This is a genomic window from Flavimaricola marinus, assembly GCF_900184895.1.
Classification (GTDB): domain Bacteria; phylum Pseudomonadota; class Alphaproteobacteria; order Rhodobacterales; family Rhodobacteraceae; genus Flavimaricola; species Flavimaricola marinus.
The window spans coordinates 137,191-156,456 of record NZ_FXZK01000008.1 but is presented as its reverse complement, the minus strand read 5'-3'; the positions used below and the strand labels follow the sequence as shown (position 1 = coordinate 156,456).

Below are 19,266 nucleotides of genomic sequence, written 5' to 3'. Positions count from 1 at the left end.
TCGACGGGGTCACCAATGTGCCGGCCTATCTGGGGGAGTATCACTCCGATCTGGCCGACAACAGTTTCGACGTGGTCTTCTCGGTCAGCGTTGTCGAGCATGTGCCGCACACCGCCACCGTTGCCTTTATCGATGATCTGCTCCGCATTCTGAAGCCGGGCGGCGTCTGTTATCACGCGATGAGCATGTATGTCGGCGACAGTGTCGATCCGGCCAATCAGAGAAAACTGGATACCTATGCAGGCTGGCTGTCGCGCCCGGATGTGAGCCCGATGGAAGAGACGACCGCGACCCAGCCGCTGTTTCAATCGAACATGGGAACGAACCCCGACCTGACCATGTGGAAATGGGGGCAGACGAACGCCACGCTCACCGAGATGCGGTGCGCATCCCAGAGCGTGTCGCTGTTCATGGGCTTTCGCAAAGCCGGTTCCTAGCGTCCGCGCAGCCGTGCCGGACAGGTGGCATCACCCGGATGCCTGCCCCTCGTTCGAGGCGGCGTCCGTTGCGATTCCGGGGGGCGGACCTTGGTCTAGCCGGCCTCATAGCCCCTTGGATTGGCCGATTGCCATGTCCACAGGCTTTGCGCCATGGCGTCGATATCGTGAGTGGCCTGCCAGCCAAGAACCGCTTTGGCCTTGGCGCAGTTTGCCTCCATCGCGGCGATATCCCCGGCGCGGCGCGGCACCACGCGGGCGGGCAGGTCACGCCCCACCGCCCGGCTGAACGCCGCCACCATCTCGCGCACGGACCGCCCGGTGCCAGTGCCGATGTTATAGACCTCGGCCCCGGTGCTGACCGCCGCCCGGTTGAGCGCTGCCACATGGGCACGGGCCAGATCGACCACATGAATATAATCGCGCACGCCTGTCCCATCGGGGGTGTCATAGTCATCGCCAAAGATCTGCAGTTCCGCCCGCTGGCCGGTGGCCACCTGCGCCAGATAGGGCATCAGGTTGTTCGGGATGCCCTGCGGATCCTCGCCCAGCCGCCCCGAGGCATGCGCCCCCACCGGGTTGAAGTACCGCAAGAGCATCACAGACGCCTCGGGCCGGGCGGCGGCCCAATCGGTGAGGATCTGTTCGGCCATCCGTTTGGTCTGGCCGTAAACGGAGGTGGGCGCTGTGGGATGATCTTCGTCATAGGGCAGGTAGACCGGATCGCCATAGACCGTGGCAGACGACGAGAAGATGATCCGCGGGCAGGACGCCGCCTCCATGGCGCGCAGCAGGGACAGGGTGCCGGTGACGTTCACGTCGTAGTAGTCGACAGGCTTGGCCACGCTTTCGCCCACCGCCTTGAGCCCGGCGAAATGCACCACCGCGTCGGGGGCAAAGCCGGTGGCAATCCCGCTCAGGGTGGCGGTGTCTCGGATGTCGGCCTCATGCGCCTCCAGATGGCCGTTGGTCAGGCTGCGCACCCGGTCGAGCGCCACGGGCGAGCCATTGTCGAAATTGTCGACCACGCAGACCTCGTGCGCCTGTCCCAAGAGCTCGACAAGCGTATGGCTGCCGATATAGCCCGCCCCGCCGGTGACCAGAACACGCATGGGCTGTCTCCTCGTGATTGCAGTGTGTTGGCAGGGGTCTTAGGCTGCGAGGAGCGATGATGCCAGTCCTGCGATGCGCAATCAGCGGCTGTCATGCCTTTCCCGCCGGAGCCGGGACGCGTATGACAGGGCCAGACCCATTTCATGACGTATGCCAGATCAGGATTCCGATGACCAACGACGCCCAGCCACTCGTGCACAGTTCTTCCCGGCAGGTTCCGTTTCAGGAGATCGTAACACCCGTATCCGCCCGCGCCCTGTTCTGGCGGCCGCGCTATCTGTGCCGCTCGGATTTCGTCTATCATCTGCCGTTTCTGTTCTGGCTGATCGACATGCAGCGTCCGCAGGCGGCGGTCAGTCTGGGCGTTGGCGACGGGGCCGGGTATTTCGGCCTGTGTCAGGCGATGGACCGGCTGGGCCCCGAGGCCCGCTGTCACGGCCTTGACCCGCGCAGCGCCGCCGAGGGCGGCCCGAGCCGCGACGTGCGTGATTACAACGAGGCCCAGTATGCCGATTTCTCACGCCTCGATGCCGGCGATCCCCGCGAGCTGGTCCACCGTTTCGAGGACGGCTCTGTCGATCTGATGATCATCGACATGGCGTTGGACGCCGGCCTGATCCACAGCCTGACCCACGACTGGACCCGCAAGCTGTCGGACCGGGCGGTGATCCTGTTTCACGACACCCGGAATCGCTTTGCCGCCGGGCCGGAACAGAGCCTGTTGCAGAGCCTGACCCAAGCCTATCCCACGGTGCAGTTTCCCACCGGGGTGGGGCTGGCGGCGGTGCTCTATGGCGCGGACCGGCTGGACAAGCTGGAGCGGTTGTCGGAGCTGGGCCTTGGGGCCACCGGCTATGCCGAGGTGCATCATGTCTTTGCCCGGCTGGGCGCGGCCAATCACCATGAATGGGCTGCCCGCACCGAGACCGCCCGCGCCGAAGAGGCGCTGGAGCAGGCCCGTGCCGCCGATCTGGCTCTGAGCGAAGTCCGCGATGTGCTGAGCGCCCGCGAGGCGGCTCTTGAGAAACGCAGCCATTCGGATGACACCCGTGCAGAGCAACTGGCCTCCGTGCAGGCCCGCCTGTTCGATCTGCAGGCTGCCCATGACGCCCGTGCCCAGGAGATCGCGGAACACGCCAAGGCCCTTGCACAGGTCGAGGCCGACGCCCTGCGCGAAGCGGCCACCCGCGATGCGGCCCTGATCCGGGAACGTGACCGGGCCGAGGCGGCCACCGCCAAGCAGGTCGCCGCGGAGGCCGAGCGCGTCGCGGCTCAAACCGCGCTCGAGGCGCTGCGCATCGAGGCGGCGCGGGCCGCCGAGGCGGCTGCCGGTCAACTGGCCGTCAAGGAACGCGCCCTGGCCCTGACCACGGAACGGCTGGAGGCGGCCCAGAAGGCCGAGGCCGAGGCGCGCCGTCAGGCCGCCACCCAGTCCGAAACCGGCGCCGCCGAACTGGCCGCCGCTCAGAGCAGGATCGCGACCCTCGAAGAGCAGCTGAACGCCGCGCCCTCCGGCCCCGATCGGACGGTTTCAGACCCTGCGGCCGAGGCCAGCCATTTCGAGGAAATCAGGGTGCTGACCATCCGGCTGGAATCGGCCCAGCAAGAGGTGCTCACATTGCAAAAGGAGCTGCGCGCCAAGGCCGACCAAAGCGACCGGATGCGCGAACTCGAAGGCGAACTGGCGGCGGCCCGTCAGCATGTGGCCGATCTGCTGAGCAGCACCTCGTGGCGGCTCACCGGACCGGTGCGCAAGGTCGTGTCGACACTGCGGCGGCAAGGCTAAGGCCGCCTTCGGATGCGGGCCAAACCTTCAGCATCGGCGCTGGCATATTCGGCAGAGCGGCGGATGGGCATCTATGCTTTCGACCGTGGCTGGCAGTTTCCCGCGATCACCGAACAACATGCCTATCACCGGATGCGCCAGATGGGCGGAGCGCCCCCCGGTGTGGCCTATGTCGCCTACCCCTGGGCCACGCTGATCGACAAGCTGCAGGTGAATGCGGCAGATGCGCAGGCCCATCTCGACAGTTTTCACGCCTTTTGCCTTGGCTTGCCGGAGGAACCGGTCAAGGTGACCGTTTGCCAGCACATCCTGCTGCCCAGTTTCCGGCACCTGTTCGTCGAGGCGGGCGTGTCGGATGTGTTCTGGTCACACACCACCCATGCCGATCTGGTCGCTGCGCCGGATCCGGCCAAGGGGGACGGTCTGCGGTTGCATCCGTTCCCGCTCTATCCCGTGCAGACCCCGCGGATCGAGGCCGACCGGATGGCCCGGACCGAGCGGCGGTGGCTATACTCCTTTGTCGGGATGCGCCCCAACGGTTGGTATCTGACGCAGGTGCGGGCCTGGATCATCGACCGGTTGGGGGCGGACCTCCGCGGTCAAGTGATTGCCCGCGATGATTGGCATTACAAGCAGATCGTCTATCGCCATCAGGTGCTGGACCGGGCTCCCAAGGATGCCCAGGGCCGCCCCGCGCCCGGGCTGGTCGACGATGCCGCCTCGGCGCAGTTTCGCGACGTGCTCTACGACAGCACCTTTGCGCTGTGCCCCTCGGGCACGGGTCCGAATTCGATCCGCCTGTGGGAAGCGATCATGGCGGGCAGCATTCCGGTGATCATCGCCGATACCTATGCCCCGCCGGGCGATCCGCGCCTCTGGGACGAGGCGGTGGTGTTCTGCGAGGAAACCGCCGATGCGGTCGCCGCCCTGCCGGACAGGCTGGCCGCCCTTGCCAACGATCCGGCCCGAATGGCGGGGCTGCGTGCCGGGTTGGCCCGGCTGCGGCTGCTTTATGGTCCGCATGGCTTCGTGCCCGATGTGACGGCGTTGATGCAGAGCCTTGCCCATGCTCCGGACACGCCGACGACCCTGACCGAGCAGGGGGCGGTTCGGGCGCTGCTGACCCGGGCGACCGCGCTGTTGACGGGCCGTCCGGCCTTGGGGGGCGCGGGAGGCCCGGCTCGGGCCGCGCTCTCCTCGGCGCATCCGGCGCGACGCCACTACGATCATGTTGCGGCCGGGGCGGCGTCCGATCATGAACATGGCCCCGCCCCCCGGATCGGGCGCGGTGCGACCCCGGCGCTCTATCTGGCGGGCCCCGGTCTCACGCCGCTGCATTACCCGGCCCTGCGGCGGCTGGCGGGCGACAGGATCACGGTGGTCCGCGACCCGTCTCGTGCCGATCTGATCATGGCGGGCAGCCTGACCGACCTGCAAACCGCCGGCTCTGCTCGTGCCGTTCGGCTGATCGTCAGCGAGGCGTCGATGCCCGCGGTCGGGATGTTGCCCGGCTCCGGCCCGGTCTGGCTGAGCCATGCGACCAGCGACATCTTTCGCTTTGACCGTTTGCCCTATGCCTTGGTCTGTGACGATCAGACCTTGCCCCGCTTGGCCGGGTTGCTCAGCCCCGAACGGGACATCCCCGCCGCGGCCCTGCAGACCCGCTGGATGGCCGCCCAGGCCCGGGCGGCCCTGTGGTGCCCGCCGGTCGAGGCCGGGCCGTACCCGCCCGACCAGCCTGCCGGGGCCGATCCGTGCCTGCACGGGCTGGCGCAGGCGGTGTCAGACGCGGCACAGGCCCGGACGGAGGGTGAGCCGCAATCGCTGCTCTGCCTGGAGCCCCGGCAGATCGTCCCCGCGATCACCCCTGACACGAGCGCCGATCAGGTGCGTGCCGCGCTCGCCCGTGCGCATCTGGACAAGCTGTCTCGGCTCGACGGGCTGGCCCCGGTGCTTGGCGCCTTTGAGGAGACCGGCCATCCCGAGCATGTGGGGATGGCCGCGATCGAGGCCATCGCCCTGCAGGCCCGTCCGGCCGGTGTATTGGGGCCAGAGCATCGCCTGCGCGAGATCCTGCCCGCCGCTGCGATGATCGATCTGTCCGGGCTGACCCCTGTGGCGATTGCCATGCGGCTCTTGTCCGAGCCTCTGGATCTGGCGGCGGCCGAGGCGGTGTGCGAGGCTCGTATCGCATTGCGGGCGCGGCTGGCGCAGCCCCGCGACGTACTGGCCGAGCGACGCCGGATCGTGGAAGCGGTGCTGCAAGAGGTGTTCGAGCGGGTCTGAAATCCGACGGTGCAATCCCTGCCGAGGCGGCGGCCGCGGGCCTTACTTCCGGGCCAACATGCCACGCAGGGCCCGCAGCGGCGCGGTCACCCGCCATGACAGCGATGCCCGCAGAGCTTCCATTTCCCGTTCCACGGCATCGCAGTGGCGCTGGCCATCGACGATCTGGGCGCTCATCCGCTCGACCTGATCCTGAAGCGCCGCAATCTGGCGCTCGGCCCGGACGAGAGAGGATTCAGTCTGGGCGCTGGCATCCAACGCGTCTTGCAGCAGCCGGACATGGGCCAGTAAATCGGCCTGATTGATCTGACTGGCCTTGATCGGCCCTGATGAAATTGGCCCTGACATGACACCACCCACCGCAAGGGAATTACTCTGTCGGACCAGAGTGCGGTGTTAACGCAAATCGCGCAAGTCTTTGTTTCCAAAATGCAGGTTTGTCTTTTCCGGCTCGCCTTGCGGGCTCTTCGTCAGAGCCCGAAGCCGGCCCGCCCGACACCGGTATAGGCGACGAAGCCTGCCTCCTGCAGATCGCTGGCCGCATAGACATTGCGCAGATCGGCCATCCGGGCACTGGCCATCAGACCGGCCAGACGCTCCAGATCGAGGGCGCGGAATTCGTTCCATTCCGTCAGCATCACGATCGCATCGGCGCCCTTCGCGGCGCTGTAGGGATCCTCGGCCCAGGTGGCTCCGGGCAGGAGCGCCTCGCCTTCGCGGCGGCCTTGCGGATCGACGATGCGCACCCGCGCCCCGCCACCGATCAGGGCCGGCACGATGGTCAGCGAGGGTGCGTCGCGCATGTCGTCGGTGTTGGGTTTGAAGGTCGCGCCCAGCACTGCGATGGTGCGCCCGTTGACCGACCCGCCGCAGAGATCGGTGATCTTGTCGATCATCCGGCGTTTGACCTCGTCATTGACCTTGATCACCGCCTCGACGATCTGCATCGGCATGGCGTGCTCCTGACCGATCCGGGCCAGCGCCGAGGTGTCCTTGGGAAAGCACGAACCGCCATAGCCCGGCCCAGCGTGCAGGAATTTATTCCCGATCCGTCCATCGAGGCCGATCCCCTTGGCCACCTGCTTGACGTCGGCGCCGACCTTTTCACACAGGCCCGCGATCTCGTTGATGAAGGTGATCTTGGTGGCCAGAAACGCGTTGGCGGCGTATTTGATCATCTCGGCGCTTTCCAGATCTGTGGTCACGATCGGAAAGTCGCGCAGGAAAAGCGGCCGGTAGACATCGGCCATCACATCGGCGGCGCGTTTGGTCTCGACGCCCACGATCACCCGGTCGGGGCGCATGAAATCGTCGATGGCCGCCCCCTCGCGCAGGAACTCGGGATTGGAGGCGACGTCGAAATCGGCCTCGGGCGCGGCCTTGCGGATGATCCGGGCGACCTCGGCATTGGTGCCCACGGGCACGGTCGATTTCGTCACGACGACGGTATAGCCGGTCAGGGCCGCGGCGATATCGCGGGCGGCGGCGTAGACGTAGGTCAGGTCGGCATGGCCATCGCCGCGCCGGGTGGGGGTGCCCACGGCGATGAAAACGGCGTCGGCCCCGGCCACCGCCTGTGCCAGATCGGTGGTGAAGGACAGCCGCTCGGCGCCGACGTTGCGGGCCATCAGATCATCGAGGCCGGGCTCATAGATCGGCACCTGCCCCGCATCCAGCATCGCGATCTTGTCGGGATTGAGATCGACGCAGACCACCTCATGGCCGAAATCCGAAAAACAGACACCCGAAACAAGGCCGACGTAGCCGGTGCCGATCATAGCAATTTTCATCTGGGCCTCAAATTCGGTTTGGGTCGCGATATCGGGTGATCAGTATCGGAATGTCGTAGGACAGGCGGCAGGGACTATCAACTCTGTTTGTCCCTGATCGGTGTGGCGGGGCGCTGGCTTGTGTCCTTGCCCGGTTCGTGACAGACAACATGGCACTAACGCCAACAGGCCAGATGACAGGCGCATATGAAGATCATTCTCTTTATCGGGCATCACAAGGTTGGGTCCTCGGCGCTGCAATCCTATTTGGCACAGAATGCGGTCGCCTTGCTGCGGCAGGGAGTGCTCTATCCGGCCGTAGAGGCCTTGGGGTTCGAGCGGCTGTCGTCTGGGGACGTCGATGACATCGAGCCATGGTTGCTGCCGCCCAACCTGCGTGAGGCGCATAATGCGCTGGCGTTCAGCATGATCCACGACCACAACGGCAGCCCGGTGCCGCCCTTGCACTCGGATTTGCCATCGACCGACGAGATGCTGGCGCTGATCCAGCGGCAGGTCGATCTGTTCAATCCCGAGGTGATGGTCCTTGCGGCGGAAGTGTTTTCGCATTTCGGCAATATCAACTGCAATCTGATCAAACGCCTCACGGGGGCTTTCCCCGGGGCCGAAATCCAGCTGTCGGCGACGCTGCGCCGGGTCGATGACTACCTGATCTCCTGGCATGGTCAGAGACTGCGCTTTGGCCAGAAGGTGCGGGCCCTGCCGGGAGGGGCGCTGTCGCACTATGTCAAGACGATCCACTTTGATTATCGCAAGATGCTGCAGGGCTGGGTGGCCACCTTGCCCGAGGCTCCGCTGACGCTGCGCACCTATGCCGAGGTGATGGCCGCGGGGGGCTCGGTCAAGGATTTCATGGCACAGGCGGGCCTGCCTATGCCGGCGCCGTCCGGAACCGACCGGGGCGAGGAGCGGCGGATCAACGCGGGTTTGCACCGCGCCTTGATCGAGATCGCCCGGCAAGGCAATGCCACGCTGTCGCCGCAGGATGCCGCCGACATGTTCCGGGTGTTGCTGCAGATTGGCCCCGAGCTCGACCTGCCCCTATCGCCGCAGATCGAGCTTTATGGTGCCGCCGCCCGCACCCGGCTGGTCAATCAGTTCGTGCCGGTCAACGACTGGCTCGTGAAACTGGTGGATCGCCCCGTTTTCGCGGATCTGGATCAGATGGGGCACCTGCGCGATGTCCCGGAATTCGAGGCCAACAAAGCGGCTTTGGCGCAACTGACCAAAAGCCCCTATGCCAAGGAATTCAGGCCGGCGGCCCGCAGCTTTCTGGCAGGGCTGGAGCTTGCCCCGAACTACGAGTGACCGAGCGGGCCGACGGGCCGTTCCAGAGCCTGCCTCGGGCTGTGTGCATGTCTAGGCGTCAGCATATCCGAACCGGTCGAAATCCATCGCGAAGAGATCTGCCACCAGCGCCCTGTCGGCGGCGGTGATCGCAAAGGGCGGCACGGGCGGTCCGTCCTTGAGCCTGCGGTAGCGGGTGTTGACCCGGGGAATGCGGACGGGGTCCTCCGCGGTCTGCGCCCCGAAGGTCGCGTCCATCCACGCCTCGAGCTTTTCCAGCCCGTCCTCGACACGAAACAGCACCGCGTCGTCCGGCACGAAATCGGTCATCGGCCGGGTGTGGTTGTCATAGGCAAACGGATCGCGATCCCGGTCGGCGGCGATCCTGTGCAGCCAATCGGAAAAGCCGAGTTCAGGTGGAATCGTGCCTTCCTTTTCGCGCTGAAACAGAAACACCGAGGCCAGTCGCTCGACCGGGTGCCGCACAATTGCAAAGCTCGCGTCAAAGAAGCCGGGCGGAAACAGGCGCTCCAGGGCATCGCGCGTGACGTGCTGCGGGGAAGACCGCGTCCAGCGCAGGGGCTCTTCGACGGACAGGAACTGCCGGTCCGAGAAGGCGGGGGGGCCGAACCGGGCCTCGATATAGCGTGCCACGGCGGTGCCGGCGCATTTCGGCACATGGGCGAAATAGACCAGTTTGCCGTTGGCTTTGATCAGGGGCATGGCGGGGATCCTCGGAGCGGTCGGTGCCCGGTCAGATAGGCATCTGGAAGGCGTGCGCCCGCGGGCAATAGACCAGCGGCCGGTTCAGGTGGAGCCGGGTGAAATCCGCCCATTCCCGGATCAGCGTGACGTGATCGAGCTGTGAATGGGCGCCCTTGTCCGGCACAGGCAGGCGATTGGCCACATCGGCTGGGATATAGGTGCAGAACGGGTCAAACCCGGTCAGACTCATCAATCCGTCGGCGGGATCGAGTTGCGGGTCGAGCAGATTGTCGAGATCGGCCGAGACGGTGATGCAGACATCCCGCTGGGGCCGGGCGGCAGGGACGTGGCGGCGGGCGGCACCGCTGCGGCCGGGGAGCACCTGCCGCGTCAACAGCATGCCCGCCTGCGGCACCTTTGTCTGGGCATGGCTCAGGGCGGCCAGCCAGCCCGCCTGCACCAGCGTCGATGGCTCCAGAATGGCCAGTGCGGCAGAGGGTCTGCGGCAGGCGAGAGCATCCTTGATCCCGTTCAGCCCGTTCGGCTTGCCGGCGACTTGTCGAAGCAGCAGGCCCTGCTGATCCAGATCGGTCAGGGCTGCGATCATGTCGGGGCCGACCTGCACGATCAGCCGCTGCCCCGCATCGGGCCGCAGGCTCAGCCAGACGGTCTCGATCCGGCGGCGCAGGGCCTCTGGATCGGAGGCCTCTGTCGCGCGCAGGACCACGTCGACCGGCCGGGCCGGATCGGAGCGCCTTGCAGGGGCGGGGGGCGTTTCGGGGCTGGCGTGGGTCTGCCCCGCCCCCCCGCCGCGCCGCGCTGTCCGGATGTTGATCTGGGCCAGCGCGGCTGCCTCCGGTTCGGTTTCGGTGAGGCTGTCAGGCCCGAGGGTTCGGGTCACGAGCGCGGCCTGCACCGGGTGGGGCAGGGCGGTCTCGCTGGCGCGCAGCACCAGATCCCAGCCCGAATATCGCCGCAGGTCGGCGTCGAAGCCGCCGAGCCTGTCGATCAGACTGCGCCGATGAACGAGGCTGCTCAGCGCAATCACATCGTCATTCTCGATCAGCGCCAGAGACGGCGGCGGCAGGCGCAGGCCGATGATCTCCTGGGCGGTGTCGGCGCTCTGCTCGGCAACGGGAACCGTGGGATCGGTCTGCGCAAGCCAGGTTCCGCAATAGACCGCTTCGGGGCCCGGTTTGTCCTTCGACCGGGTCTGCAACAGGGCCGCGGTCATCACGCTCAGATAGTCTGGATCCCAGTGATCGTCGCTGTCGAGCCAGGCGATCACCTCGCCGTGGGCACGGGCCAGCCCTGTGTTGCGAGCGGCGGCCGCGCCGCCCTGCGTGGCGCGGCGGAGCAATGTGATCCGGCTGTCGTTGCTTGCCTGTATCTCGGTTTCCAGCTGGGACAGGGTCGTATCCGTGCTGGCGTCGTCGACGAGGATCAGTTCCCACATCGGATAGCGTTGCGCCTGCACCGAGCGCAGCGCGCGCACCGCGGCACCGGGCCGGTTGCGCACCGGCATGATCACGCTGACCAGCGGCGTCGAGCCAAGGTCGTCGGCCATTCTCAGAGCCTTCCCGGCTGCTTGCATATACCGGGTGATCGGCTGGCTGGCCGGGTCGTTCGACCCGAACCACAGGGTCTGCCCATAGGCCAGGGCGCGCAGAGCGGCGTGTGGTGGGGCTACGGCGGTCTTTCTGGTGCCGAGGCCGCTATCGGAGAGTGCGGCATCGGCCAGCGACGCGGTTTGTCCGGCGCGGCGCAGGTGCAGTCGATGCGGCCCGGCTTCCGCAAAGGCGCGGGGCAGGCGGATGGCAAAGCCGCCGTTCTCCGCCCCAGCATGCGGCCTGTCGGCGCGCCCGCGGCCGACGACCTGTCCGTCATGCACGATCTCGGCCATCAGGGGTTGGTCGGGATCGCTGCTGTCGACGAGCCAGCCGTGGCAGATGTGGCGGGTCAGTTCTGTCAGTCCGCCATCGAGGGCCGGGGCAGGGCGGCTGACGAACCGCTGCATGGCCGCGCCCTGCCGGTGGGCCGGATAGCCGTTGACGTAGAACGCCAGCCGGTGGCCGCTGCCGCTGCGGGCCGCATCGGGCAGCGCCATTTCAAAGCTGTGCATCTGCGCCGTTCCGCGCAGCAGGGCGGGCTGGAACCGGACCGCGCGGGTATGCCCGACGATCCGGCCGTCAAGCAGCGCCGTGATGGTGCAGGGCGCTCGGGTCGTCTCGGGGGTCAGGGCGATCTGTCCGACCAGAGCGCCATCGGGTGTGAGGATGGCGGTGCAACTGGCCAGCTCTGCGGGGTCGGGGTCGGGGACGGGGCTGTTCTTGTCAGGCAACCCGACGCTGGCCAGTTCCATCGCGATCAGATCGACGGGCCCGGTCTTGCCCGCCAGACCGTCGGCCAGAGCCGTCCGGGCGAGCAGATCGTAGAACGCCGCCCGGTCGGGGCGGGATGTGGTGATCCGGGCCGTCCATGTCGCGATGAAGTCGGTCTTGAGCCGTGCAGCCGTCGCCCGCACATCGGCGTCGGTGCCGATCCGCCCCGAAAAGATCAGGGCGTTGCGGATGTAGTAGTAATAGAAATACGGCGCAGGCAGGTCGCCGTCCTCGGAGCGCTTGTGATGGGCGAGCCGGATGTGCGGCAGAACCAGCGCCCGGTGGCCCTTGGCCTTGGCGGCGATCAGCCATGCGGTTTCTTCGAAATAGAGGAAGTAGTCCTCCGGTATCGTGCCGATCTCGGCCAAGGCTGAGGCCCGCAGGAAGACCGCCGCCCCGGTGATGAATTCGGCTTCGAACGGATCCTTGGGCAGCACTTCGGGCAGGTCGCCTGCATAGAGGTGCCCGGTGGAGAGCCCGTCGACCAGCGAGATATACGAGCCGGCCGAGGCCAGTCGCGGTGCGGCGCCGCCGCGCAGCAGGGCCGGGCCGAAGATGTTGGTCTGCGGGTGATCCTGCGCGGCCGCGATGTGCTGGCTGAGCGCCTTGGGGGGGACGACCATGTCGGGATTGAGGATCCAGACGAACTGGTACGGCAGATCCGCGATCAGCCGCAGCGCCGCGTTGTTGCCCCCGGCATAGCCCAGGTTCTCGGGAAGTCGGAGTATATGCGCCTTGGGAAACCGCGTCACCAGATCGAATTCGGAGAGGTTGGGAGAGCAGTTGTCGACGACGTAGACATCGAAATCAGTGTCTGTTCCATCCCGAAGAGTGCCGATCAGCCGGGCCGTATCGTCGGCATGCCCATAGTTGAGGATGATCACCGCGGTGCGGGCCGGCTGCGAAGGCGGGAAGGCCGCGCCCATCAGCCGGGCCTCGCGGGGCCGGTCGTCAAAGGCGATCTCGACCGTTTCGCCGGGCCAGGCCTGTGCGATCGCGGTGCTCAGGGCATTGGCGAGCACGGTTCGGCTGTGCGGCGTGATCGCGCCGGTGGCGGCCTCGCCCATGGCCTGCACCTGCGGCGCGGGCAGGGCGGCGGCCTCGGCCATCGCGGCGGCCAGAGGGGTGATGTGATCGCCGGTGTCGGACGGATACAGAATGCCCGTCACCCCCGGTGTCACCAGATCCGGGATTGCCCCCAGATCGGGGGCGACGACGGGCAGGCCAAAGGACATCGCGCAGATCAACGCCTTTGGGGTCATCACGTCGCGGTAGGGCAGGACCGCCCAATCCGCCGCCCTGTAATACCATTGCAGCGTTGTGTCCGCGACGGTGGTCTCGACGACCCGGACGTTCGGCAATGTCCCGTAGCTTCGGTTGAGCTCGCCTTTGCGCAGCGGCGGTGCCGTCTCTCCCATGATCACCAGCCATGCGTCGGGCTGGCTTTTGCGCAGGATGGCAAAGGCCGCGATCAGATCGTCGATCCCCTTGTCCGGGCTGAGCCGCCCCTGCAGCAGGAATACCGGCCCGGTGGCGTCTTCCAGCCCCAGCCGTACGCGGGCTTCGTGGCGGCTGACGTAGTCGGGATAGTGATCCAGGTAGGAGGGATGTGCCGCGACGAGCATCCGGTCAGGTGGTATCTGCCAGAGGGCGGTGACACGCGCGCGGGCGGCGTTCGAATGCACATGCACGATCCGGGCCAGATCGGCGATGTCCTGCCCCAGGGCATGCCAGACCGGCTCGAACAGGGTCTGTTCCGGCAGCGGGCTGTCGATCGTCCAGAGGATGATGCCGCCCAGATGCGCGAAATAGCCCAGTCGGTCGACATAGTCGCGGCGCAGCAATTCGGCCTCGACGGCATCGGCGGCAGGTGCCAGCACATGGGCGATGCCATGCAGATGCAGGACCACGGGCGGCGCGGGCCGGTCGCTGGCTTCGAGCCGGCCGATGGCGTCGTCCAGATCACCGGGCCGTGCATCCGTGTCCGTCATCGCCCGGTAGAGCAGTTTGCGGTAGGGGTCGGGCCCGCTTTGGGGCGGGGTGTGAAACAGGCTGACGGCGGCGGTCTCGGCGGTGCCGGTCTCTGGCTGCCGCGTGAGCAACCCGCCATAGGCCGCCGGCAGCGGGATCCGGGCAAAGGGCGCGGACAGGCCGGCGTCGTCGGCGGGCAGATGACAGGTCACATCGGTGAGCGGCCCGTTTGCGCGGGCCAAGAGCTGCACCAGCGGCACATTGAACCCGTAGGGCACGCAAAGCTCGTCGCTGAGCGGCACCGAGAGGCCTGCGCCATGGCCCAATGCCAGCCGTTGCTCTGCATCGCCGAGCCGCAGCACCACCTCTGGCGGCGCGTCGGCCAGGACCTGACCGGTGAGGGAGGTGCCGCTCAGCCCGGCCGTGGCGGTGAAAGGCGCGGCAAGGGTTTGGCCGACGATCTCGCCGGAGGGGCCTTCCGCCAGCGGGCTGATGCGGAACGGCTGCACCGGGGCGGCGGGCTGTTCGGCGATCTGGCGGGCGAGTTCGCCGGTGGCGGGATCGGCATCGAACCAGGCGGTCTGGAGCGGCCCCAGATCGACCTGGGCCGAGTCCGGCAGTTGCAGGATCAGACCGATCTGGTGGCTGTCGCTGTCCGGGGCACAGAGCAGTTGCGCCTCGATCAGATGCCAGTCGGGCGTGTGCAGCGGCAGTTTGGCGGCAGTGCTTCCGATCACTTCGGCCGAACCCGTCGTGCGTTTGATCCATGACAATGCGGGCTGCACCAGCGGCACGTCGGTCTGCACGTCCGCGGTGCCGATCCGGACCAGCGCCCGCACGGCCAGCAGCATCGGCGTCTCGGTTCCGGGCCTGTCGAGGGTGAGGTTCAGGCGCACCCAGCCGAGATTGCCGGGCAGGCCGAACCGCACGAGGTCGACACCGTCGGCCTTGCCGACATCAGCGGTGACGCCATCCGGCCCCGCCGGAATTCCGGGGGCCTTCCACGTCAAATCGAGGCCCTGCGACAGGCCGATCCGGTTGGTATCATGGCTGAGCGTGATGGCTCTGTGCCCCAAGCGTCCGACCTGAGCGGGCCGGTCGGAAGCATCTGTGTCGTCAAGCTGCGGAACCGGGCTGTCGGTCATTGATTTCTCGCCACCAAGGGTCTTTGCGGGGAAGGACAAGCAGAGTGGTATCAGGGCCTTGGGCAGAGGCCAAGTTCTGCCTGAGCCACAGCGATGTCCGCTGGAACACGCGCCTCGATTTGCCGGGGGATCACGGCTTATAGAACATAATCTTCCTTATGCGAGGGCGGGATGTAAGCGCAAAGTTAAAGTGTCCGACATCTGCAAAGCAGAAGTGTCACTCTCTTCGCAAAACCATGTGAGGATGAGCGAACGTGGGAGCGAACGTGGCAGGAAATAGGGGGTCTTTCTTCGCTTGTTGCGAAACATTCTTACTGTAAGCCCGTTGACACCTCAGTTTGAGCCAAGCCCGCCCTTGGCAAGATCATCAAAGGCCCGCAGCGTCCCGATCAGCGCGGCCATCTGATCCACCGGGATCATGTTCGGCCCGTCGCTCGGTGCGTTGTCGGGGTCTTCGTGGGTCTCGATGAACAGCGCGTTGACCCCCACCGCACAGGCGGCCCGCGCCAGCACCGGGGCGAATTCCCGCTGCCCGCCCGAGGTCGTCCCCTGCCCGCCGGGCTGCTGCACAGAGTGGGTCGCGTCGAACACCACCGGATAGCCTGTGGCCGCCATCACCGGCAGGCCCCGGAAATCGCTGACCAGCGTGTTGTAGCCAAAGGACGTGCCCCTATCGCAGAGCAGGATCCGCTCGTTGCCCGTGCTGGCCACCTTGGCGGCCACATTGCCCATATCCCAAGGCGCCAGAAACTGGCCCTTCTTGATGTTGATCGCGGCCCCGGTGGCCCCTGCGGCCAAGAGCAGATCGGTCTGACGACACAAGAACGCAGGGATCTGGATCACGTCCACCGCCTCGGCCGCCGCCGCGCATTGATCGGCGGCGTGCACATCCGTGAGCACCGGGCAGCCGAACTCGGCCCGGATGTCGGCGAGGATCTGCAGCCCCTTGTCCATGCCGATGCCCCGCTCGGTGCTGATCGAGGAGCGGTTGGCCTTGTCGTAGCTGGCCTTGAAGATGAAGCGCGTGCCGGTGGCCGCACAGGCCTCGGCGATACGCTCGGCCATCATCCGTGCGTGCTCGCGGCTTTCCAACTGGCAGGGGCCGGTGATCAGCGCGAAGGGCGCGGTGCCGCCGATGGCGATGTCACCGACCATTACGGTGCGGGTTTGCAGAGCGCTACTCATGGATCAGGATGCTTTCGATACGGGCCACGTCTTCGGGGTTGTTGAGCTCCCAGAACACCCGGCCCCGGCCCTCGACCTCGACGCAGGTGATCGGGTGGTTGTTCTCCAGAAACCGCAATTGTTCCAACCCTTCAAGCCGCTCCAGCGGGCCCGCCTGCCACGTCTGATAGAGCGCCAGCGCCTCGGGGCGGTAGGCATAGAGCCCGACATGGTGGAACACCGCGTCCCAGCTGTCCGCACGGCGGGCGGGATCAATATAGGGGATGACCTCCTTGGAAAAGTAAAGCGCCCGTCCGGTGGCCCCGAATACGGCGGTGGTGCCCCCGACCCGGCCTGCCTCGCGGTCGGACCGGAAATGCCCGTAGGTCTGCGCATCGCAGCGCACCACGGGGGTGGCGACCTGCGCCTCGGGATCGGCGGCCATCGCCGCGATCAGGTCTTCGACGAACCATGCGGGCGTCAGCGGCGCGTCGCCTTGCAGGTTGACGATCAGGTCCGCCGAGAGCCCTGCCCGCGCCATCGCATCGGCACAGCGCGCGGTGCCGTTTTCGCATTGATCCGAGGTCATGATGACCTCGGCCCCGAAGCCAAGCGAGGCGTCGCGGATGCGGTCGTCGTCGGTGGCCACATAGACCGCATCGACGCCTGACACCGCGACCGCGGCCTCCCAACTGCGCTGGATCAGGGTCTTGGAGACCCCGTCCGCGCCGCGCAACTCGACGAGCGGTTTGCCGGGATAGCGCTGCGAGGCGTAGCGGGCGGGGATGATGATAACGGTTTTCATTCTCAGGACCTTAGAGCAAAGGGCATCACTAGACCACGCCCGCGCGCAGGCAGTCGTGCAGGCGCAGGAGGCCGACCGGACGGGCCTCGGGGTCGGTGACCACGAGGGCGGTGATCATGGCGCTGTTCATCACCCCCACCGCCTCGGCGGCGAGCATGTCGGGGGGCGCTGTGCGGGGCTGTCTGGTGGCGACCTCTCCGGCGGTGCGCCCGGTCAGCCCGTCCATGTGGCGGCGCAGGTCGCCGTCCGAGATCAGGCCGGCCAGAACCCCTTGTTCATCGAGCACCAGGGCCACGCCGAAGCCCTTGGCGCTCATCACCAGAAGCGCGTCGTCCATGCGGGTGCCGGCCGTCACAAGAGGCAGGTCGTCGCCCGAGTGCATCAGCTGTGCCACGGTGGCCAGTTGCGCCCCCAGTTTGCCACCCGGATGGAAGGTACGGAACTGGTCGGAGACGAAGCCGCGCTGCTCCATCACGGCCACGCAGAGCGCGTCGCCAAGCGCCAGCGTCAGCGTCGTCGAGGTGGTCGGCGCGAGCCCGATGATGCAGGCCTCGGGCGCCGCAGGCAGGGTCAGCCGCAGATCTGCGGCCTTCATCAAGGTGCTGTTTTCATTGCCGGAAATCCCGATGATCGGGATCGAGAACCGGCGGGCATGGGCGATCAGATCCCCCAGTTCCGCGGTCTCGCCCGAGTTCGAGACCAGCACGCAGACATCGCCCGGCATCACCATGCCCAGATCGCCGTGGCTGGCCTCGGCGGGATGCACGAAAAACGAGGGCGTTCCGGTGGAGGCCAGGGTCGAGGAAATCTTGCGCGCGATATGCCCCGACTTGCCGATGCCCGACAGCACCACCCGGCCTTTGGCCTGTAAAACAAGGGCCACGGCCTCGGCGAAATCGGCGGGCAAGGCGTTTGACATGGCCAAGACGGCGGCGGCTTCGATTTCGAGCACGCGCCGCGCGGTGGCCAGAACGTCAGCGGTCTTGGGCGGCATTTCAGCGGTCATCGGCGGGGTCCTGCCTTGCGGGGTGCGCCTCTGTTTCCCCTGATTTGCGCGCCTGTGCAACCTTGCTGCGGATCGCCGCCCGACCCTACTGACATTTCCGTCAAGGCCGCTGCGGTATGGCGTCGGTATCACGTCGGTATGGCGTCGGTGTCGTTTTCGGCATTGGGGCCGTGTCAGCAGCCCGACCCCCAGATCTGGGGCCCGGCCCCAGCGGCTGTCAGGCCGGGCTCGTCGCCATACCATGCGTGGGATCCGGCGCCCCGGCCGCCGGTTCTGCCGCCTGCTGCAACAGCCGCACCACGCGCGCCACGTCATGGGCCGCCAGATCATGCGCCATCGGCAGGCCGATGAGCTTGCGGCTCAGGCTGTCCGTCACCGGCAGGGGATCGGAGCCGGCGGCGGCGAAATGCGGCTGGGTGTGCTGGCCGTCCTCGTACCAGCGCCGGGTCTCGACCTTGCCGCCGAGCAGGATCTTTTCGGCCCGGTCGAAATGCGCCGCATCCTGTGCCTCGAACAGCGCATAGGCCGAGGACACCCGCGGCGGCAGCAGCATCGCCCCGCCCGGATCGCAGACCTCGGCCGCCTTGGCATAGAGCGCCGACACCCGGGCATAATCGCGCCGCCGGGCCGGGAATTCGTCCAGCATCGCCAGCCCCACGGCGGCGTGGTATTCGCTCATCTTGGCATTCGTCCCCGCGACCTTGCATTCGCGCGACAGAAAGAAGCCGAAGTTCGAGACCTGCTGGACCATGTCCTGCCCGGCCGGATTGTCCCAGATCACCGCCCCGCCTTCGCCGGTCGAAAAGGTCTTGGTGGCGTGAAAGCTGAGCGACAGCGGCACGCTCTGCGAGATCTGGTCGGGGTGGTCCAGCACCGCCTCGAAGGCGGCGGCCGCATCCACGACGACCGGCACCCCGGTGGCCGCGTGCAGCGCCTCGAGCGCGGCCATGTCGGGCAGCACCCCGTAGGGCGCCACCGAGACGATCAGCCCGGCCTGATCCAGCAGCGGATGGCGGGCCAGCGCCACCGGATCGAGCGCCCATGTCTCGGGATCGATATCGACGAAATGCACCCGGTAGCCGCAGCGCTCGACCGCCAGCCCGGTGGCGGCAAAGGAGAAGGACGGGATCAGCGCCAGCGGCCTGTCCGGCGTGGCCAGCCCGGTCTTGGCGAGGATCGCCACTTCGAGCGCCGAGGTTCCCGACGAGGTCGACCGCACCGCATGGGCGGGCCGCTCGAAGCTGGTGGCGATCCGCTCTTCGAGCTGCTGCACCAATGGCCCGCGATTGCTGTAGTGCCTGCGGCTGTCGATCCCCCGGATGTATCCGGCGATGGCCTCCGCATCGGGCAGTTGCGGACGGCAGACGTAGACGTAGTCGGAATAGGTCAT

General features: G+C 67.0%; 13 protein-coding genes. 4 read left to right on the top strand and 9 right to left on the bottom strand.

What is annotated here, in order from left to right; all coding sequences use genetic code 11:
- Positions 1-437: methyltransferase domain-containing protein (locus tag LOM8899_RS17315; protein WP_133065062.1), on the top strand; the 437-nt coding region annotated here is incomplete at its 5' end.
- A 95-nt stretch (positions 438-532) separates the two neighbouring features.
- Here the strand turns inward: LOM8899_RS17315 and galE are convergent.
- Positions 533-1,549, bottom strand: coding sequence for a UDP-glucose 4-epimerase GalE (galE, locus tag LOM8899_RS17310; RefSeq protein WP_093993510.1), 1,017 nt, complete (start codon positions 1,547-1,549; stop codon positions 533-535).
- 170 nt (positions 1,550-1,719) lie between these two features.
- On the opposite strand from galE, the gene LOM8899_RS17305 reads away from it, so the two are divergent.
- A complete protein-coding gene (locus tag LOM8899_RS17305; protein ID WP_168770589.1) occupies positions 1,720-3,336 on the top strand; it encodes a class I SAM-dependent methyltransferase in 1,617 nt (538 codons plus the stop codon).
- Positions 3,337-3,348: 12 nt separating this feature from the next.
- The gene (locus tag LOM8899_RS17300; protein ID WP_093993508.1) at positions 3,349-5,622 is read left to right on the top strand and encodes an exostosin domain-containing protein; all 2,274 of its coding nucleotides are present in this window, start codon (positions 3,349-3,351) and stop codon (positions 5,620-5,622) included.
- 42 nt (positions 5,623-5,664) lie between these two features.
- On the opposite strand, the gene LOM8899_RS17295 is transcribed toward LOM8899_RS17300, so the two are convergent.
- The gene (locus LOM8899_RS17295) at positions 5,665-5,970 is read right to left on the bottom strand and encodes a hypothetical protein (RefSeq protein ID WP_093993507.1); all 306 of its coding nucleotides are present in this window, start codon (positions 5,968-5,970) and stop codon (positions 5,665-5,667) included.
- Positions 5,971-6,092: 122 nt separating this feature from the next.
- Entirely contained in the window at positions 6,093-7,412 is a 1,320-nt protein-coding gene (locus tag LOM8899_RS17290; protein ID WP_093993506.1) for a UDP-glucose dehydrogenase family protein, read from the bottom strand.
- Between the two features lie 186 nt (positions 7,413-7,598).
- On the opposite strand from LOM8899_RS17290, the gene LOM8899_RS17285 reads away from it, so the two are divergent.
- Positions 7,599-8,720 (top strand): hypothetical protein, encoded by a 1,122-nt coding sequence (locus LOM8899_RS17285; protein WP_093993505.1) that lies wholly within the window; start codon positions 7,599-7,601, stop codon positions 8,718-8,720.
- Between the two features lie 51 nt (positions 8,721-8,771).
- On the opposite strand, the gene LOM8899_RS17280 is transcribed toward LOM8899_RS17285, so the two are convergent.
- The 6 genes from LOM8899_RS17280 to LOM8899_RS17255 all read right to left on the bottom strand — a co-directional run bounded on the left by LOM8899_RS17280 (position 8,772) and on the right by LOM8899_RS17255 (position 19,266).
- Positions 8,772-9,422: a sulfotransferase family 2 domain-containing protein gene (locus LOM8899_RS17280; RefSeq protein ID WP_093993504.1), complete on the bottom strand. Its 651-nt coding sequence runs from the start codon at positions 9,420-9,422 to the stop codon at positions 8,772-8,774.
- 31 nt (positions 9,423-9,453) lie between these two features.
- Positions 9,454-14,901, bottom strand: a complete 5,448-nt coding sequence (locus LOM8899_RS17275) for a glycosyltransferase (RefSeq protein ID WP_093993503.1) — start codon at positions 14,899-14,901, stop codon at positions 9,454-9,456.
- Between the two features lie 333 nt (positions 14,902-15,234).
- The gene (gene kdsA, locus LOM8899_RS17270; RefSeq protein WP_093993502.1) at positions 15,235-16,086 is read right to left on the bottom strand and encodes a 3-deoxy-8-phosphooctulonate synthase; all 852 of its coding nucleotides are present in this window, start codon (positions 16,084-16,086) and stop codon (positions 15,235-15,237) included.
- Entirely contained in the window at positions 16,079-16,870 is a 792-nt protein-coding gene (locus tag LOM8899_RS17265) for a 3-deoxy-manno-octulosonate cytidylyltransferase (protein WP_093993501.1), read from the bottom strand. The genes kdsA and LOM8899_RS17265 overlap by 8 nt, the downstream gene beginning before the upstream one ends.
- Positions 16,871-16,898: 28 nt before the next feature.
- On the bottom strand, positions 16,899-17,876 hold the full coding sequence (locus LOM8899_RS17260; RefSeq protein ID WP_093993500.1) for a KpsF/GutQ family sugar-phosphate isomerase: 978 nt from the start codon (positions 17,874-17,876) through the stop codon (positions 16,899-16,901).
- A gap of 217 nt (positions 17,877-18,093) precedes the next feature.
- Entirely contained in the window at positions 18,094-19,266 is a 1,173-nt protein-coding gene (locus LOM8899_RS17255) for a DegT/DnrJ/EryC1/StrS family aminotransferase (protein WP_093993499.1), read from the bottom strand.

Coding starts and splice junctions, on each gene's coding strand:
- galE (WP_093993510.1), bottom strand. CDS start 1,549: ATGCGTGTTCTGGTCACCGGCGGGGCGGGCTATATCGGCAGCCATACG.
- LOM8899_RS17305 (WP_168770589.1), top strand. CDS start 1,720: ATGACCAACGACGCCCAGCCACTCGTGCACAGTTCTTCCCGGCAGGTT.
- LOM8899_RS17300 (WP_093993508.1), top strand. CDS start 3,349: ATGCGGGCCAAACCTTCAGCATCGGCGCTGGCATATTCGGCAGAGCGG.
- LOM8899_RS17295 (WP_093993507.1), bottom strand. CDS start 5,970: ATGTCAGGGCCAATTTCATCAGGGCCGATCAAGGCCAGTCAGATCAAT.
- LOM8899_RS17290 (WP_093993506.1), bottom strand. CDS start 7,412: ATGAAAATTGCTATGATCGGCACCGGCTACGTCGGCCTTGTTTCGGGT.
- LOM8899_RS17285 (WP_093993505.1), top strand. CDS start 7,599: ATGAAGATCATTCTCTTTATCGGGCATCACAAGGTTGGGTCCTCGGCG.
- LOM8899_RS17280 (WP_093993504.1), bottom strand. CDS start 9,422: ATGCCCCTGATCAAAGCCAACGGCAAACTGGTCTATTTCGCCCATGTG.
- LOM8899_RS17275 (WP_093993503.1), bottom strand. CDS start 14,901: ATGACCGACAGCCCGGTTCCGCAGCTTGACGACACAGATGCTTCCGAC.
- kdsA (WP_093993502.1), bottom strand. CDS start 16,086: ATGAGTAGCGCTCTGCAAACCCGCACCGTAATGGTCGGTGACATCGCC.
- LOM8899_RS17265 (WP_093993501.1), bottom strand. CDS start 16,870: ATGAAAACCGTTATCATCATCCCCGCCCGCTACGCCTCGCAGCGCTAT.
- LOM8899_RS17260 (WP_093993500.1), bottom strand. CDS start 17,876: ATGACCGCTGAAATGCCGCCCAAGACCGCTGACGTTCTGGCCACCGCG.
- LOM8899_RS17255 (WP_093993499.1), bottom strand. CDS start 19,266: ATGACCTATTCCGACTACGTCTACGTCTGCCGTCCGCAACTGCCCGAT.